Source organism: Pleurocapsa minor HA4230-MV1 (assembly GCA_019359095.1).
Classification (GTDB): domain Bacteria; phylum Cyanobacteriota; class Cyanobacteriia; order Cyanobacteriales; family Xenococcaceae; genus Waterburya; species Waterburya minor.
Map to the genome: position 1 here is coordinate 73,999 of JAHHHZ010000022.1, position 17,458 is coordinate 91,456.

Genomic DNA, 17,458 nt, shown 5'->3' on the forward strand with positions numbered 1-17,458 from the left:
GTGGGAAATATATCTAAGCTCAACCTGAATTTTAGTAGGAATTTTGGGAACTATAGAAAAAGTCTGAGAGAAACCTTCTATTTTGGAGATCTTTGAATTCCTTTTTTTTCACTTTTGCTTACTTTGCGCCAAAATTTGCAGCATTATCATGAATAATAATTTTCAGAGTCCGTTACAGGTTCTCATAGCAAAATCTAAAACAACTTGGTCTGGTTGTATCGAAATAGAGGAACCTAAAGATCCTTCAATTAGCTGGAATGTTTATCTACTGCAAGGAAAAATACAGTATATAAATACTAATTTGGGACAGCAAGAACGATTAGATTATCTTTGGCAACGATTTAAGCTAGGTTCAGAATGTCCTCAAGTTGCTCAACCAGAAGTCGAAGTTTCAGAATATGTTCAATTATGTCAAGCTTTATCTAATCAACAGCCAACAGATACAGACGTTAAAAAGCAATTATTTAGATTTTGTCGAGAGGGATTAGCTAACGTCTTAAGTATTGAGAAAGCTCATATAGAGTTAGTTCCAGCCAAACGAATTAACAAAGCAATTGTCAGCTTCGGTTTGGAAAAACTGGGAGAAAAATTAGAAGATCAGGTTAAAATTAGCAGACATATTCGAGGCTATATCGATTCACCTTTTAGTCGGCTATATTTAGAACAAAAAAATGCCTTAAAGTTTTATCAAATTTGGAAGCCTAAATATGCTGCTCCAGAACTAAAAGAAATCGCCGACAACCACAAATTGTCAACCTTTGTCAGTTTGTTTGTTGCTAAAAATAGTTTCTATCAAATTGCCAGTAAAATTAATGCTGATACGTATTTTTTGGCAAAACATTTGGAACAGTCCATTGCTGAAAAATTAATCGATCTATTGCCCTTTAAAGAACTCACGAAAGAAGAGTTACGCCTTAAAGAGCATCTTCAAGCAGATGATTCAGCTTCAGCTAATGTGGTGAATTCCACCGATTCCACTCCAACATCATCAACTTTAGTCGCCTGCATTGATGATAGTAAGACAGTTCAAAAACAAGTGAAAATGACCTTAGAAGCTGGAGGTTATCAAGTACTTAGTATTCTCGATCCGACCTTAGCCTTAAAACAATTATCTCAACATCAACCTGTGGTAATTTTCATGGATATAAACATGCCTGAACTTAATGGTTACGATCTATGTAGCCTATTAAGAAAATCTGAAAGATTTAAAGATATTCCCATTGTGATGTTGACGGGAAGAGACGGCATGATCGATCGGGTTCGAGCCAAACTAGTTGGGGCAACTGACTATCTCACTAAACCTTGCGATCCTAATAAATTAATTACTTTAGCCAAAGCATTAGAAACATCCGTTGTAACTACTAATTAGAAATTAATTAATTTTACTCAGGATGATTTTAGCTAAAAAAATGTCAAAATACGTCGGTGATCAGCAATTATCCAATGGTAGTTTTAACCCATTTCTGGGAATTATAAAACTAACCAGATTATTGACCAAAAAATAATTTAAAGAAGTAGTTAATGATTATGAAAACTATACTTATTGTTGAAGATACTCATGCAGAAAGACAAATGAGTTCTGCTTTATTGTCTCATGCTGGTTTTGAAGTAGCTGTAGCAGATAGTGCAGAAACAGCTTGGTTATGGCTCAATGCTAATCCTCTACCAAACCTCATCTTATTAGATATTGTCATGCCTGGAGAAAGTGGGCTAGATCTATGTCGTAAAATTAGAGAACATGATGGTTGGAAAGATGTTCCTATTTTATTCTGTAGTTCCAAAGCAGAAGAATTTGATCGTTTTTGGGCAATACGTCAGGGGGGCAATGAATATATTACTAAACCTTATGTTCCGCAGAATTTGGTAGACAAAGTAAATCAGTTTGTCAATTAATTGATTATCAAAGTATATTTATTTGACAATTTAGTTTTGACTAAAAATATTTGAAACCTGATAGATTGAGCCAAGTAATCAAAGATAATTTTATTCACAATGCTACTAACGGTAATCCTAAATCAATCAAAGTTGATTTTTAGTAATTAATTTTAAAAATATTTTTTGTGACTGTCATCAATAATCACATCATTGTCTATAGTTAGATGTTTCTGCTCTATGGTTATTCATCAGGAATACTTTACCGTTGAACTAGGATCAAAAATTACTTTGGGATTGCCTTTAAATGAGATGGGCATTGTCGCCCAATTCGACATAGCTAATATTTGTACTGTACCTGGAGTAGCTGAATTTTGGTATGGAGTTGTCAATTTTAAAGGTTCTTTATTGTGGATCTTAGATAGCGATCGCTTTTTTAATTTAAACCTTCAGCGCAATAAGCTAGCCCAAAAACTTACGGTAGTAGTTGTCAAAAACCAGCAGTTAGACAGTGAAAAACAAGTAGCGATCGTCACCCAACAGTTAAAAGGCATCGTGGCGGTAGAGCCATCTTGCTGTCAACCTCTAGCTGACGACGCTTTACCTCAGTTAAGTAAGTGCTGTTCTACCGTAGCTCATACAGAAGCCCAGACTATTTACCTGCTTGACGCTGCTGCTTTGCTACAACAGCTACACCAACAATCAATTTTGGTATCAACCTAAATTAAATTGCATCTATTGAATTATTAGGAATTAAGTCTATGTCTGATAACACTGGTGATATTGTAAGTAAAATAGTTGAGGCCAATGCCTTAGAAAATGCAGGAAAAGTAGAACAGGCGATCGCTCTATACCAAGAAATTTCTGATTTAGATCGCGAGGGAAATTATGGCAATGTTGCCAGGGAAGCCTTAGCTAATCTAGAGAAGAGCAAAGCTACAGCCAGCAATATCTCTACTGCTTCAACAGCTACTGTTAAGACTAATAATTTTTGGGACAAAATTAATCTTCGCACTAGAACCACTTTAATTTTGGTGGGTGTCAGTACCCTGTCCACGATTGCCGTAAGTATGATTGCTTATAGCTTTGCTCGGCAGTCTATGGTCAAGGAAATTACAACTGTCGAACAAAAGATCGCATCAGAGGTAGCAAACAAAGTTGCTTTCTATATGCGAGAACGTTTTGGGGATATTCAGATTATGTCTAATTTGACAATTCTCACTAATTCTCAGCTGCGAGCAAATACAACTGCCAAAGATAAGCAGGCTGCCTTAGATTCCTTCATCAAAGCCTATGTAATCTACGACAGTGTCGCTGTTGCCGATCTTCAGGGAAATATTCTGGCTCAATCTACGGGGAATGCTTTACCTGGCTTGGGTAATTCCAGTTACTTCCAAGCAGCGATTAAAACCAATGGCCCGATACTGAGTCAGCCACTGTTGTCAGAAGGCTCCAAGGTTTTAGCAGTTTATTTAGCTGCACCGATTAGAGATAGTGCTACAGGTAAAAATGTTGGTGTGATTCGAGCGAGGATACCAGTTAAATATCTGCGAGATGTAATTCTCTCGGAGGATCAAACAGAAAATTATCTTTTAGACAATCAAGGACGAATTTTTGCTGCTTCTGAAGAGTCAGAATTTAAAGAAATTCAAAATCTGCCAGGAAGTGTTCAACCCGCTGACGATCGCCTTGACTACTTTAACGAACTGAAAGTTGCTCGGGCAAATCAAGACGGCAAAGCATCTGGGAATAGATCCTTGATTACCGATGAAGATTTAGCCTCTTATACTCCTTTTGCAGAATTTAAAGACGAGTTCCGTTCTCAGCTACCAGATTTAGGCTGGAGTACAATTACTACTGTCGATAAAAAGCAAGCTTTCAAAGCACAGCAAGGACTGTTAATTTCTTTTGCAGCAGGAACACTGATCGTTTCTGCCTTGGTAACTGCGATCGCTTCCTTGATCGGCTACAAAGCAACTTTACCTATCTTAGAAGCTGTAGATGCCCTCAAACAATTAGGTAGCGGTAACTTTGATGTACGGATACCTGTTAAAGGACAAGATGAACTAGCCGATTTAAGTTCTAATATCAATAGGATGGCGGGGCAAATTCAAGATTTGCTCTTTACTCAAGAAGCAGAAACCAAACAACAGCGTAAAGAAAAAGAGCTGCTGCAACAGGGAGTAATGAGTCTATTGTTAGATGTTGAAGGGGCGCAAAAAGGAGACTTGACTGTGAAAGCCCAGATGACTGATGGTGCAGTTGGTTCTATTGCCGATGCCTTTAACGCGACCATGAAAAAACTCAGAGAACTTCTGCAAGAAGTGCAAGCGGTTTCAAGCGAGGTTGGTCAATTATCTTTGGCGGGGGAAGACTCAGTACGCCAGCTGTCCGAATCTGCCCTCAAACAGACTGAAGAAATTAACCAAGCATTAGGCAGCATTGAAGAAATTAATCAGTCCGTAGCTACGGTGGCTAACTATGCGCAAGAAGCAGCCAAAATTGCTCGTGACGGTTCTCTTCAAGCCAGAGAGGGAGATTTGGCGATGGATGCTACGGTCAACAGTATTGAAAAAATTCGTGGTACTGTAGCCAACACCGCCAAAAAAGTAAAACAACTGGCAGAATCTTCCCAAGAAATTGCGCAAATTGTGGAAATTATCTCGGGTATTTCCGAAAAAACCAACTTACTAGCATTTAACGCTTCGGTGGAGGCAGCACGGGCAGGAGAACACGGTGAAGGATTTAGAATCGTAGCCGAAGAGGTACGTCGTCTGGCAGATCGAATTACAGAAGCGACCAAAGATATTCAACGGCTGGTTAGCACCATTCAGCAAGATACAACCTCCGTGCTGCAAGGGATGGAAACCAGTACTTCTGAGGTGGTTAATGGGAGTGAATTAGTTCACCTGACTAAGCTCAACCTACGTAGCTTGGCAGATACCAGTAAACAAATTGATGAATATCTCAAATATATCTCCACTAGTACTACTGACCAAACCAATACTTCTGTGGTAGTTAACCAAAAAATCAACGGTATTGCCTCCATCGCTAAAATCAACTCGACCGAAGCCCAAAATGTGGTGCAATCACTGCAAACTTTGGTATCTGAAGCTAACAATCTCCAGTCTTCTATTTCCCAGTTTAAGCTAGAGGCTTAGAAGGGCGATGTAGGCTTTGCGATCGCAGCGAGTACTATTACTTCAGCAAAGTAATTAGTTACCGACACTAAGTAATAATTTATTGAAGAAATCTGATTAAAATGAGTTCTCAGTTAGACCCAGCAATCCTCGCTGCCATTACCGCCGAAGCACGTCAGTGTTTTTTAGATGAAGATGCCCCTGAGTATCTAGAGATGTTGAAAACGGGCATTCAAGACCGTGCTAATCCCGACTTTACGTCTTTGTTTCGAGCAGCTCACTCCCTCAAGGGTGGTGCTGGATTAGCTTGTTTAACTAGTTTGCAACAGCTAGCTCACAAGCTGGAAGATGTTTTAGTTGGACTACAGCAAGGACAGATTGCCGAAGTCGAGCTTGCTTGGGCTTTAGTCGAAAATAGTGTTGACGAGATTGGTTTTGTGGTGAGCCAGGCACACAACGTTGATGAAGCGATCGCCAATCCTGAATTAATTATTGCGCTTGAATCTTTGGTAGCTACTGTTTCCGACTCAGCTTCAGATTCGCCAGCATCTAACGAGCAGGGAAGTAGTAGTAATAGTAATCATGATTTAATTCGCAGTACCTTAACGGAAGAATTAGCTAATAGCTTCAGTGCGATTGAAGAATTAGAGTTAGACACCGAAGCAGAGTTGCTTGAGCCATTGTTGTCGGGTTTTGCTGATGAATGTAGTTTTTTAGCAGAAACCTTAGATCTTCCCTGGCTAGGAGAAGCCGTTGCGCCAATCGCAGCAGCATTAAAGTCTGACGCGATCGAGGCTTTATTACTAACCAAAGAAATTATTAATCAGTTACGCAATAAGATTACTGAGTACTTAGAGAATTCTGCATCAAGTTCAGAAGATGTACCACCACAGTCAGCCAACCACAGCCTAGTCGCGAAAGCTCTCAACGAAGACTTAGAAGAACTATGTCAGGCGATCGCCGAGCTAGAAATGGATACTCCTGAAGAGATCCTCAAAGAAGCCATAGCAGGTTTTGCTGATGAATGTATTTTCCTGAGCGAGACTTTAGAATTACCTTGGTTAGCCAAAGCGATCGCGCCAATTCAAGGATTATTAACTGAATGCGATCCTTTAGAAGCACTCTTAACCGTGCAAGAATTGGTTGGGGAGATTCGTCAGCAACGGGAGAACTATCTAGCCAATCATGGTGCAGCCGAAGAATTAGATGATGAACCAGAAGCAATTCTTAGTAGTCAGGTTAATCCACGTCAAAATGACCAGGCTTTAAATTCGGAGGCAGAATTCTTTGCTTTTGGTGAAGATGCTGAGGATACAGCTTTATCCACCATGATGTTTGCTCCTCCTTCCGCCCCAAACAAAATTGTTGCCAAAGTAGCAGAAGCGTCAAAACCTGCTGCTAATAATCAAGTTAAGATTTCTCTAGAAAGACTAGAGGGGATAACCAATAACGTTGAAGAATTGATCCTCAGTCAATCTCGGATTAGTCGTCAACAGAGGGTTTTAAATCAGGCAAATCGTCGCTTGCGATCGCTAACTCGTCAGTTTGAACCGATTCGCGAACAGATTCAAGATCTATATAATCAACTTGCTGTTGGCTCATTTGGCAATTCTGACGCAGATTTTGCAGCAGCTAAAAATAATCAAAATGGCTTCGATGCTTTGGAAATGGATCGCTATACCGATCTACACTCCAGCTTGCAAACTTTCCAAGAATTAATGCTCCAGATTCAGGAAACCCGCACTGATATTGACTTTATTGACCGAGAATTAGCAGAGAATCTAGAACAAAGTGAGAAAAATCTGGACACTTTATATGCCAAAGTTAATGATTCACGATTAGTTCCGTTTGAAACCCTGGCTAAACGATTTATTCCCCAAATTCGTGGTTTGAGTCAACGTTTTGATAAACTAGTGGACTTGAAAATCGAAGGAAAAAATACTTTAGTCGATCAGATTCTGCTAGAACAACTACAAACTCCCCTGACTCATTTGCTCAATAATGCCTTCGATCATGGGATTGAGTCTAAATATGAGCGTCTGGCTGCTAAAAAACCAGAAACAGCAACAATTGCTTTAAATGCCAAGCTACAAAACAACCAGCTAGTAATTACCATTAAAGATGATGGTGGCGGTATTAATCCTGAGAAAGTTTTTCAACGAGCGCTGCAAAGAGGAATTTGTCCGCCAGAAAAAACAATCAAAGATTTTCGACTAGAAGAAATAGTCAATTGGATTTTTGAACCAGATTTTTCCACCGCTGCTCAAGTTAGCGATATTTCTGGTCGAGGTATGGGACTAGATATCGTGCTTAATCTGATTCGTCAACTGCGGGGTCAGCTGTTTGTGACTACTGATGTCGGTTCAGGTTCTACCTTTACAATCAGCCTACCTTTAAACCTGAGTTTGCAATCCTTGATGCTAATTCAGTTACAAAACAGATTGATCGCCATTCCGCACACGAGTATTTTGGAGATGATACCCTATCGTGAGCTAGATTTTACCAATGAACACCAAGAGAATTTAAACTGGCAAGGTAAGACAATTTCTCTAGCATCTGTATCGAGTCTATTTCCCTGTCCCAGAAAGCCCCTACAATTGGCTCAGGGTCAAGTAGGTGTGATTTTAGAAACTTCTTTTGAACCTTTAGCTATTTTAGTCGATGCGATCGCTGGGGAAGAAAAATTAATTGTCAAACCCTTTGATGAGACTATTCCCGTCCCAACTTATATCGTGGGCTGTACTATTCTGGGTACAGGAGAGGTGATTCCTGTGATTATGCCTCAAGGAATTAGCAAAGAGGCTTTTTCCCCTGTTTCGCTACAAAATAGTACTACTACCGTTGTCCAAACTACATCTACAGTCTTGATCGCCGAAGATTCGGTAGCAACGAGAAGAATGCTCGAAAAGCTCTTACTAGCTGCGGGTTATCAGGTATTAGTCTGTCGCGATGGACAAGAAGCATTAGACCAAATTTCACAATATCAAGGACGGATTGATTTAATTTTGTCCGATATTGAAATGCCGAGAGTTAACGGTTTTGAACTTTTGGAAAAAGTCCGCGCTCAACCTGCCTTTAAAAACACGCCGATTGTGATGGCAACTTCCCGTACAGGCGATCGCCATCGACAAGAAGCAGAACGTTTGGGGGCGACAGATTACCTGGGAAAACCAGTTCAGCCACAAGAATTAATTGATACAGTAGCGAGTTGGTTAGGGAAATAGGAAATAGGTAGTAGGTAGTAGGAAATCTCCTAACGTTTTTACTTATAGCCATACTTACCACTGCCAAATGAATGAACATCAAGATCAATTATGTTCACAACTGTTCTTGAGATTGCTTAAATCATTACTCATTCGGCAATGCCTAAAACTATAACTCGGTTATAACTCAGTGCCACATTCAGGACAGAACTTATTCGCGATCGGGTTTGTCGTTCCACAATTATTGCAGTTAACAAACTCAACATCAGGCTGTTCTTTCTGGGGTAAACCCAGCATGTGAGCATTGCTTTTACCAGGGGCAATCATCGGATAACAATTTTCGTCTTTGGTAACCCGAACATCCATCAATACTGGGCCATCATGAGCTAGCATTTGGGCTATTGCACTAGCTAGTTGAGCGCGATCGCGTACAATCATTCCCTTGATCCCGTAAGCCTCCGCCAGCATGACAAAATCTGGCGCACCGATTTCCATATTAGAAGAAGAATAGCGCTCACCAAAGAAGTTTTGCTGCCACTGACGCACCATTCCCTGCCAGCCGTTATTAATAATCACGGTTTTAACGTTGATCTTAAACTGTGCCAAGGTGCCTAATTCTTGAGGATTCATTTGAAAACTCGCATCACCACTGATACAGATAGTTTCCTCATCGGGGACAGCTACTTTTACACCCATTGCAGCAGGTAAACCATAACCCATCGTCCCTAAACCAGCGCTAGAAATCCAACGACGAGGGCCATTTTTAAGAAACTGGGCTGCCCACATCTGGTGTTGACCGACATCGGTAGTGTAGAAAGCTTGGGGTGCTTGGTTGTTTAATTCAACAATTACTTCCTGGGGTGATAAGCCTTGTTCTGGATGGGGGGCGGTTAGAGGATATTTTTCCCGCCAGTGATCGATCTGTTCTAGCCAAGGTTTAGTCAGGTTGGGATTAACCGTCAAATCTGAACCTTTGGCTCGGTCTAAGATTTGCTCCAATACTTTGCGGACATCTCCGACGATTGGTACATCAGGAGTCCGATTTTTGCCCACTTCGGCAGGATCGATATCAATATGAATTACTTTGGCACGACTAGCAAACTCGTCAAGTTTAGCCGTAACGCGATCGTCAAATCTAGCGCCAACGGCAATTAAAAGGTCACATTCGCTCACAGCAAAGTTAGCATATGCGGTACCGTGCATCCCCAACATGCCAACAGCAAGGGGATTATGTTCATCAAAAGACCCCAAACCCATTAAGGTTGTCGTGACAGGAATTTTAAATTTTTCCGCTAACTCCTTTATTTGAGCATGAGCATCAGCAGCAATTGCACCACCACCTGCATAGAGCAAAGGCTTTTTCGCTTGGGAGATTAACTTTAAAGCAGCACTAATCTGCCTGGGATTCCCCTTGACCGTAGGCTTATATCCCCGAAGATTTACTGCGCCTGGCAATACGGGAACATAATCGCATTCCTCATAACCAACATCCTTGGGGATATCAATCAATACTGGGCCAGGACGACCTGTGCCAGCAATATGAAATGCTTCGGCAACAATTCGCGCCATATCTTGGGCATGACGCACTACGTAGGAATTTTTAACAATAGGAGTGGTAATCCCAAAGATATCTGTTTCTTGAAAAGCATCAGTACCAATGGCTGCCCGCGTTACTTGCCCTGTAATAATAACCATGGGAATCGAGTCTAGCTGGGCTGTGGCAATGCCTGTGACTAAATTGGTTGCTCCTGGCCCAGAAGTAGCAAAGCATACTCCCACCTTACCTGTAGCGCGAGCATAACCGTCTGCTGCGTGGGCTGCTGCCTGTTCATGACGCACCAAAATATGTTCCACTTCACCCCTGGCTTCAGAATGATATAGCTCATCGTAAATTGGTAGAATTGCACCACCAGGGTAGCCAAAAATGTGCTTAACACCATGAAGGCGAAGACTATCCATCAGGGCATAGGCACCTGTGCGACGTTGTGAAGTCTGAATTGATTGTGAACTTTGGGGAATAGTTGTAGATACCACGCTTGCTATCCGTATGACTTGCTTATTCTTATAATTGTAAAATTTGCCGTCTAATTTGCAACAAAAACTAGCATTAATTTTTACAGTTAAGCCTTTAAATATAAATGAAACTGCATTTGCTGTCGAGTAAAAACCCGCTAAAACATATAAAAATATACACTTTACAGGATGAATCTTAAATTGCTTCGGGGGCAATAAATGTTCAGCAATATTATGAATTTAAGACATTAGCTAGATAATTCGTTAAAGTATCACGGGTTTTCTGTCCTGGGCTAATTATGCGCCATCCGCAGCAGGTTTTTGGCGATCGCCATAATCCTAAATGTTCTACTTCAGGCTCGGCATAAAAACCTGGTTGTCCTGCACCTAAAATTCCTGAACTCCAGTGGGTAAAGTAATCGTGACTGACACGATACAGCGGAAAATTGGCGCTCAAGGGCATCCCCCAACCATCAAGAGCAATAAACTTGCTAATCTGACCACCTTGTAACTGCCAAGCCCAAGCTGCACCAAAGCCACCCACAACGCCCGCACTAAAAGAGATAAAAGACAAGGGTTCGGTTTTAGATAGACTTTGCTGATTGAGCCATTGAGTAACGGCGATCGCCGAATAGGGAAGATATTCTGTGGTAGGTAATACCAGGTAATTTTGTTGAATCCTGTCTTGTATACCTTGAATAAACTGTTCAGTTAGTTCAGGCGAATGAATTCCAGGACAGATGATGATCGACATAGAGCCGTACAAAATTAAATTAGAACATTAATAGTAATCGGCTCGTAAGTAGGGAGTAGGGAGTAGGAAATAGGAAATAGGAAATAGGAAATAGTATTTCAAAGTGCGTAACATCAAGCGTTTAAGTTATATCGCTTTTCAGGATGAGCGATTTAAAGCTGAAATAAGCGCTTGTTGCCCTGTCGTTTGATATACCTGGGTTAGATATTGCTTTACTGCATTGGCATCATTAGTAGCTAAAGGCATCTCACCCAAAATGTCTAACAGAGTTTTTTGTTCCATTGGTGGCACGATTGCTACTAAACTAGACTCTAGTGGCTCATTATATTGCCAAAAACCTTTTGGTTCGGGATTAATATCTTCGGCGACTGGCAGATTAAACTTGGCAAGGGCTGCTGGCTGGATATTCTTCAAAGTCTTTTGGGCTTTTTGACTACGAATCTGCCTCAGACGTTCAATGATCTGATTTTTGGTTCGTCCCCTCAGCTGAAAAATGATAAAGGGATCTTCGCTAAAGCGCTCGCCCAACTGATAATATACTGCTGCAATATGTTTACAGGGGTTAGCTTGATCGGGACAGCTACACCGCGATCGCACATCGTTGAGGGTAAAGGGAAATAGACTCAAGCCACTAGCTGTAAAGACTGCTTCAATCGTTTCGGGCATCTCTCCTGCTAAAAGTTGTGCTGAGAAGATTGCCTTTTCCGACATTTTATTGATGACAAAATTCCAGTCTTCATTACTAAAAGAGTCTAAAGACAGGGATACTTTATAAGGCTGGTTGTCGCTCCCCTGTACCTCGGCTTTGGCTCTTGAGTTGGCAAATTCCATACTGAGGACATTTCCTTCCCTCGCATAGCTGCGCCCTCGTTCCAAGCGTTTTTTAAAGCGATAGGAAGCTAGTAAATCCAACCAGCGCTCTACCCACCATTCTCGTTTTTCTACTTCAAAGTTAGTCATTTTTTTGAGCTAGTAGCTAGATTTAATTTACAGCGAATTTCAGTTAGATAGAACCCATTACCTATTACCTATTACCTATTACCCATTACTTCGATAAATTAATGTGTCTACTCAATCGAAAACTGCTGTAATAAGCCTAATTCCTCACCTTATAAAAGGTTTCCAAACTATCGCGATCGCCAACAAAACGCCAGTGCCAAGGTTCGTAACTCACTCCCTGTATATTATCAGGGGGAAAAGACATTTCAAAGCTATATTTTAAAGCATTCTGCTGAAGCCAACGAAAAGCAGGAGTTTGGGCAAAATTTATTTCTAAATTGGTTGCTGGAGCTTGACCATCACCAAGATCCACAGCATAACCTGTATGGTGTTCGCTATATCCTGGAGGAGCGCTAACTTCGGCTCTTTTAGTGGCATTTTGTACTCGCTGTTCTTTGACTCCAAAAAATAGCTGCTCTTGAGTTTTAACATCGCGAAAAGCCGAGAGTAGAGTTAAGGTTACGCCATCAGCTTTAGCAGCAGCCTGCATTTCCTGGAATTTAATAGCAGCAGCAGGACGCATTTTTAAGCTGTTATCAGCCGTTACTGGGGCTAATTCTGATTCGGCAGCAACATTATAAGGTAAATGTCCCAACAGATTGTTCTGTGTCTTATTTGGTACTGGTTCAGTTTTAGCCTGAGCCGAAATGGATGGCTGCGGTGGTACTGCACGAGTTGTCGTCTGGGGTATGGGTTCAGCCGTCGGCGGATTAACTGTGGTTGGGGTTGGTTTGGCTGAAGGTAAGAGTAAGCGCACTGAGATCAAGCCGATAATGCCGAGTAATACTACACCGCCAGCTAATAAAGGCAAAGGGAATCCAGGTTTTTTAGGTATCTCTCGGTGTTCTCGAATTGCCTCTGGAATTTCAAATTCTTCCATCATTCAGTCATCAACTAGTAGGTTTGTTTGCTAATTGTTAGTTTTTTGCGCCACATTGTCTTGTTTGGCAGCCATACATACAGCTTGAGCTACGGCGGGGGATACCCTCGAATCGAATACTGAGGGAATAATATGCTCACGATCTAAATCGGCATCAGCTACCAGATTGGCGATCGCCTTAGCCGCTTCGAGATACATATTAGTGGTAATAGCCGAGGCTCGACAATCTAATGCTCCGCGAAAAACTCCAGGAAAGGCTAACACATTATTAATTTGATTGGGATAGTCACTACGCCCTGTGGCCATAACCGCTACGTTATCATAGATTAATTCGGGCTGAATTTCAGGAATTGGATTGGCCATGGCAAAGACGATTGCTTGTTCTGCCATAGTTTGCACCATTTCAGGAGTCACAACTCCTGGCGCACTAACTCCTAAAAAGATATCGGCATTTTGCATCGCATCTGCTAAGTTGCCACTTTCATCAACGGCAAATTGCTGTTTACTCTGGTTTATATCATTTCGCTGGCTCGAAATAATACCTTTAGAATCACAAAGCACAATTTTACTTACTCCTGCCTTGCGTAACAACAGGGCGATCGCAATTCCTGCTGCTCCTGCACCATTAATGACAATTTTAACCTGACTCAAATCTTTACCAATTAATTTAAGCGCGTTATATAACGCTGCCAAAACGACAATTGCTGTGCCATGTTGATCGTCATGAAACACGGGAATATCAAGTTCTTGACGCAATCGCTGTTCGATCTCAAAACACCTCGGTGCAGCAATATCTTCTAAGTTAACTCCCCCAAATACAGGAGCAATTTCTTTGACGATCTTAATAATTTCTTCTGTATCCTGAGTATTTAGCGCGATGGGAAAAGCATCAATCCCAGCAAATTCTTTAAACAGTAAAGCCTTTCCTTCCATGACGGGTAAAGAAGCAGCAGCACCTAAGTTCCCCAAGCCTAGTACGGCGCTACCATCGGTTATAACAGCCACAGTATTACTCTTAATGGTTAGCTCATAAACTCGTTCAGGTTGTTCGGCGATCGCCCGACAAATCCTCCCCACCCCAGGAGTATATGCCATTGCCAGATCGGATTGAGAATTGAGCGGGAGCTTGCTTTCAACGCTAATTTTTCCCCCTTGATGAATGGCAAAAGTGCGATCGCTGTAACTAATTACCTTAACGCGGGGTAAGCTTTTGATTGCCTCAATAATTTTGTCTCCCTGTTCGGTACTAGAAGCATCAACCATTAATTCGCGCTGAGTGAATTTGAGATTGCGCTGCAACAGGACAATATCGCCCAAATTACCACCATGAGCCGCAATCGTACTCATGATTGAGGCTAATGCACCAGGGCGATTGGGAATTTCTAACTCGATCTTCAAGCTAAAGCTAGCGCTAGGGTTTAAATCTACCATTGTTTATCTATGTTGCAGGATTGACTATTGTAAAACGTTTCGTACTTGATAAACTGCTACATAAGTAGGTGGGTGTAATTAAATTGGAAATGAGGTTAGGGAGTAACAAGTAACGAGTAACGAGTAATATGCGGAGCGGTATCTCCCCGTCGGCTTTTGGGTGGGAATCTTCCTACCCAAAACGCGACGGAAACTATGCGAGACAAGTCCTTTAGGACGAGTAACAAATAGCTCTAAGGGTAGGGGTTTGATCAATTATTTTGCCTACCTACTTATGGGAAAACAGTTAGGTAGTAGATTTCTCAAACAAAGCTCGATAAACAGGCAGATTTTGCCCCAGTACGTATAATTCTCTTTCCGTGGCAACATTGAAAGGATTAGTTTCTAGCCAATCTGGATGCTTTGGAGTTAAATCTGAATTAGCAGCAAAGCGATCGCGCATTTCCACCGCCACTTCTTTAATGTCTGATTGCAAGAAAACTTCTCCCCCCACTGCTAAGTAATCCACCAGCAGCGTAACTAAGTCTGGCTGAACTACACGACGTTTATTGTGTTTTTTCTTAAACCAAGGATCGGGAAACTGGATGGAGATGGTTTTCAGGCTGTTTTTGGGCAAAGATTCTAAGAGTAACTTTGCTGAACTATTCATGTTGGCAAATAGATAGTGCAGATTAGTTAAGTCCAACTCAGCTCGTTCTTGATTAGCCAAATCTACTAATTGCCGACGAATTTCAATCCCCAGATAATTAATTTCAGGATTTTGCTGTGCCAAACCCAACAGAAACCTACCCCTCGCACAGCCAATATCTAAATGTAGCGGGCGGCATTTTTGATACACATCCTGCCAATCTGGTATAGCAATGGGTGACTGGAACTTGCGTGCTAGGGGGTTAACATGCTGTCGAATACGAATAGGCATAGAGAGAAATGAATTAAAGCACTTTGACGACTTTTAAGCTTCTGTGGCATCTATAGCAATTACTGTACCGCTAAAGTCATAAATATTACCCTGTAGCTGAATCGATGAACCTATTTTAATCTTTTTGCTGCCACTCAACACATAACCAGTATTGGTAACTTCAGCTTTACTGCCCAAGGTAAGGAGCAAATCCCTAACCATGACTATTTCGGGACGAGGATCGTTGAGAGCTTTCACTGTGCCGTCTGGCTGGGGTACAGCAGTGGTTCGAGGCAACACTTTACTTTCAAGGATTGAAACTTTCCCCGCAGGCTGATTGCGAATCACAATATCTGCCTGTTCTTCTGAGGTAAATGCCTGTGCTAAAACATCATACTTGGCAACACTTAACCCTCTAACTAGCACTTGGATTTCAATCGGTTTTTGTTTGGTTTGAGCAACTAAATTGCCAGTCAGGGGTGTACCTGGAAAAAAGAAAACACCGACGACAACCAATAAAATTACACAGGCAGCAGCTAAGTCAAGCAGACTCAACTTACCGAATAGTCTTCCTTTAGAGTCAATAATTTTCATAATTAGCTGTCAAAATTTCGCTGTCTTAAATTATTTGCGTTTATATTATGTCACTAGTTATCTATTTTTTAAGGCGATCGCTAATCACAGGGCAACTATGACTACAGTGAAGACGAAGAAACGAGTATTTTTTTGAAGTTGTTTGGACTTTAGCGAAGAAAGTTAGCAGATTTTTGCTGAATAATTCAATTCTTTTCTAAGATTTAGGCATAAATTAATGCCAATAATGTCAAGTAATATTACTCATCGTCGAGATCAATAGTAGTTAATTAAAGTAGCATCATTATGGTTCAATCAACTAAAAATAATAATCAAAATTTATTAGCGATACTGGTGTCAATCGCCTGGATTGACGGTGAAATTCAACCCGCAGAAGAGAAATTTTTAGCCCAGATTGCCAGCGAACAAAATCTTGATTCAACAATAAAGCTACAAGACTTGTTGGCACAGTATCAAGATTCATCTTTAGAAAAATGTTCTCAGCTTTTAGAACAGTATCTAGGTGCAAATCCTACTCTGGCAGATTACGAGCATCTTTTTGGTGCAGTTAGTAAATTAATTTATAGCGATGATGATATTGCCACCGAAGAAGCATCTCTATTAACTAAAATGCAGGATTTAGATCCAAGTAATTTAAAAACTCATTCTACTTTCGATCAAGCAATTTTGAAAATTCAAAAACTATACAAAGCAGGGTTAAACAAAAAATAGGTCATAGTCGATCGCAGGTAATTACGGTTGTTCGTTCCAAACCCGTAAATAAAGATAAACAAATATAAAGGCGATCGCTAATAGAATAGTGGCAGCAGCAGCAGCATAACCAAATTCAAAACTAGAAAAAGCCTGCTCGTAAATATAGTAAACCAAAAGATTGGTAGAATTTAGCGGCCCTCCCCCAGTAATAATATATACCTGCTCAAAACTTCTGAGGGTGAAGATCGCCGTAGTTAAGACGGCAAAAACTAAGGTGGGAGTTAATCCAGGCAGGGTAATATACCAAAACTTAGCCCAGCCGTTTGCCCCATCTAATTCTGCTGCTTCATAACGAGACTGGGGAATAATTTGTAATCCAGCCAGAAAAACGATTAAATTAAAACCCAATTGCTTCCAGCTACTTAGTAAAATCAGTACTGGCATCGCCCAAAGAGTACTACTTAACCAAGAAATCGGCTCTAAACCCCAAGCCAGCAATAAATCATTAACTCTCCCGTCGGTTTGAAACAGCCAGCGAAACGCCAATCCTACCGCCACTAAAGATGTAATCGAAGGGACAAAATACGCAGCGCGCAATAATCCCCGCAAAGCGATCAAGCGATTGAGTAAGACAGCTAAACCCAAAGGAATAATAATCGTTGGTATGACTGTAGCTATAGTGAAATAAGCCGTGTTGCCCATTACCTGCCAAAAGTCACCATCGGTAAACAGTCTTAAATAGTTTTGTCCGCCAATCCATTCAATTCCTGTAACGGTAAAGCTACCTGTCGTAAAGCTGAGATATAGCAGATAAACGATAGGATAAAACAGAAATACGCCTAATATCACTAGCGCAGGCGAGAGAAATATAACCGCAGCTACAGCGTCGCGATCGAGCCAGGCTGAAATTAGGTTTGTTTTAAACAATTTACTCATACTTATAAGTATTGAGCCATTGATTTGCCAAGAGTTGTCTTACCA

14 protein-coding genes are annotated in these 17,458 nt (G+C 41.1%); 6 read left to right on the forward strand and 8 right to left on the reverse strand.

Going from position 1 to position 17,458, the window contains the following annotated elements; all coding sequences use genetic code 11:
- Positions 1–148 precede the first annotated feature (148 nt).
- From KME09_14110 to KME09_14130, 5 genes are all read left to right on the forward strand, one after another.
- Positions 149–1,369, forward strand: a complete 1,221-nt coding sequence (locus KME09_14110) for a response regulator (GenBank protein ID MBW4535066.1) — start codon at positions 149–151, stop codon at positions 1,367–1,369.
- A gap of 158 nt (positions 1,370–1,527) precedes the next feature.
- The gene (locus KME09_14115; protein ID MBW4535067.1) at positions 1,528–1,893 is read left to right on the forward strand and encodes a response regulator; all 366 of its coding nucleotides are present in this window, start codon (positions 1,528–1,530) and stop codon (positions 1,891–1,893) included.
- Between the two features lie 219 nt (positions 1,894–2,112).
- On the forward strand, positions 2,113–2,595 hold the full coding sequence (locus KME09_14120; protein ID MBW4535068.1) for a chemotaxis protein CheW: 483 nt from the start codon (positions 2,113–2,115) through the stop codon (positions 2,593–2,595).
- 38 nt (positions 2,596–2,633) lie between these two features.
- Positions 2,634–5,033 (forward strand): HAMP domain-containing protein, encoded by a 2,400-nt coding sequence (locus KME09_14125; protein MBW4535069.1) that lies wholly within the window; start codon positions 2,634–2,636, stop codon positions 5,031–5,033.
- Between the two features lie 101 nt (positions 5,034–5,134).
- Positions 5,135–8,236 (forward strand): response regulator, encoded by a 3,102-nt coding sequence (locus tag KME09_14130; protein MBW4535070.1) that lies wholly within the window; start codon positions 5,135–5,137, stop codon positions 8,234–8,236.
- 159 nt (positions 8,237–8,395) lie between these two features.
- Here the strand turns inward: KME09_14130 and ilvB are convergent, their stop codons facing one another.
- The 7 genes from ilvB to KME09_14165 all read right to left on the reverse strand — a co-directional run bounded on the left by ilvB (position 8,396) and on the right by KME09_14165 (position 15,784).
- Positions 8,396–10,249: a biosynthetic-type acetolactate synthase large subunit gene (gene ilvB / locus KME09_14135; protein MBW4535071.1), complete on the reverse strand. Its 1,854-nt coding sequence runs from the start codon at positions 10,247–10,249 to the stop codon at positions 8,396–8,398.
- A 211-nt stretch (positions 10,250–10,460) separates the two neighbouring features.
- Positions 10,461–10,982, reverse strand: a complete 522-nt coding sequence (locus tag KME09_14140) for a hypothetical protein (GenBank protein MBW4535072.1) — start codon at positions 10,980–10,982, stop codon at positions 10,461–10,463.
- 138 nt (positions 10,983–11,120) lie between these two features.
- Entirely contained in the window at positions 11,121–11,942 is an 822-nt protein-coding gene (locus KME09_14145) for an SWIM zinc finger family protein (GenBank protein MBW4535073.1), read from the reverse strand.
- Positions 11,943–12,078: 136 nt separating this feature from the next.
- Positions 12,079–12,861 (reverse strand): D-alanyl-D-alanine carboxypeptidase family protein, encoded by a 783-nt coding sequence (locus tag KME09_14150; protein ID MBW4535074.1) that lies wholly within the window; start codon positions 12,859–12,861, stop codon positions 12,079–12,081.
- 30 nt (positions 12,862–12,891) lie between these two features.
- Positions 12,892–14,292: an NAD-dependent malic enzyme gene (locus KME09_14155; GenBank protein ID MBW4535075.1), complete on the reverse strand. Its 1,401-nt coding sequence runs from the start codon at positions 14,290–14,292 to the stop codon at positions 12,892–12,894.
- Between the two features lie 286 nt (positions 14,293–14,578).
- On the reverse strand, positions 14,579–15,211 hold the full coding sequence (trmB, locus tag KME09_14160) for a tRNA (guanosine(46)-N7)-methyltransferase TrmB (GenBank protein MBW4535076.1): 633 nt from the start codon (positions 15,209–15,211) through the stop codon (positions 14,579–14,581).
- Between the two features lie 33 nt (positions 15,212–15,244).
- Positions 15,245–15,784, reverse strand: coding sequence for a DUF4330 domain-containing protein (locus KME09_14165; GenBank protein MBW4535077.1), 540 nt, complete (start codon positions 15,782–15,784; stop codon positions 15,245–15,247).
- 285 nt (positions 15,785–16,069) lie between these two features.
- Between KME09_14165 and KME09_14170 the strand changes: the two genes are divergently transcribed.
- On the forward strand, positions 16,070–16,495 hold the full coding sequence (locus tag KME09_14170) for a TerB family tellurite resistance protein (GenBank protein MBW4535078.1): 426 nt from the start codon (positions 16,070–16,072) through the stop codon (positions 16,493–16,495).
- A 21-nt stretch (positions 16,496–16,516) separates the two neighbouring features.
- On the opposite strand, the gene KME09_14175 is transcribed toward KME09_14170, so the two are convergent.
- A complete protein-coding gene (locus KME09_14175) occupies positions 16,517–17,404 on the reverse strand; it encodes a sugar ABC transporter permease (protein ID MBW4535079.1) in 888 nt (295 codons plus the stop codon).
- Positions 17,405–17,458: the final 54 nt, after the last annotated feature.

What these genes read in the sequence shown, in the direction of transcription:
- KME09_14130 (MBW4535070.1), top strand. Translation starts at nt 5,135, where the DNA reads ATGAGTTCTCAGTTAGACCCAGCAATCCTCGCTGCCATTACCGCCGAA.
- KME09_14110 (MBW4535066.1), top strand. Translation starts at nt 149, where the DNA reads ATGAATAATAATTTTCAGAGTCCGTTACAGGTTCTCATAGCAAAATCT.
- trmB (MBW4535076.1), bottom strand. Translation starts at nt 15,211, where the DNA reads ATGCCTATTCGTATTCGACAGCATGTTAACCCCCTAGCACGCAAGTTC.
- KME09_14165 (MBW4535077.1), bottom strand. Translation starts at nt 15,784, where the DNA reads ATGAAAATTATTGACTCTAAAGGAAGACTATTCGGTAAGTTGAGTCTG.
- KME09_14125 (MBW4535069.1), top strand. Translation starts at nt 2,634, where the DNA reads ATGTCTGATAACACTGGTGATATTGTAAGTAAAATAGTTGAGGCCAAT.
- KME09_14115 (MBW4535067.1), top strand. Translation starts at nt 1,528, where the DNA reads ATGAAAACTATACTTATTGTTGAAGATACTCATGCAGAAAGACAAATG.
- KME09_14150 (MBW4535074.1), bottom strand. Translation starts at nt 12,861, where the DNA reads ATGGAAGAATTTGAAATTCCAGAGGCAATTCGAGAACACCGAGAGATA.
- KME09_14155 (MBW4535075.1), bottom strand. Translation starts at nt 14,292, where the DNA reads ATGGTAGATTTAAACCCTAGCGCTAGCTTTAGCTTGAAGATCGAGTTA.
- KME09_14145 (MBW4535073.1), bottom strand. Translation starts at nt 11,942, where the DNA reads ATGACTAACTTTGAAGTAGAAAAACGAGAATGGTGGGTAGAGCGCTGG.
- KME09_14170 (MBW4535078.1), top strand. Translation starts at nt 16,070, where the DNA reads ATGGTTCAATCAACTAAAAATAATAATCAAAATTTATTAGCGATACTG.
- KME09_14140 (MBW4535072.1), bottom strand. Translation starts at nt 10,982, where the DNA reads ATGTCGATCATCATCTGTCCTGGAATTCATTCGCCTGAACTAACTGAA.
- KME09_14120 (MBW4535068.1), top strand. Translation starts at nt 2,113, where the DNA reads ATGGTTATTCATCAGGAATACTTTACCGTTGAACTAGGATCAAAAATT.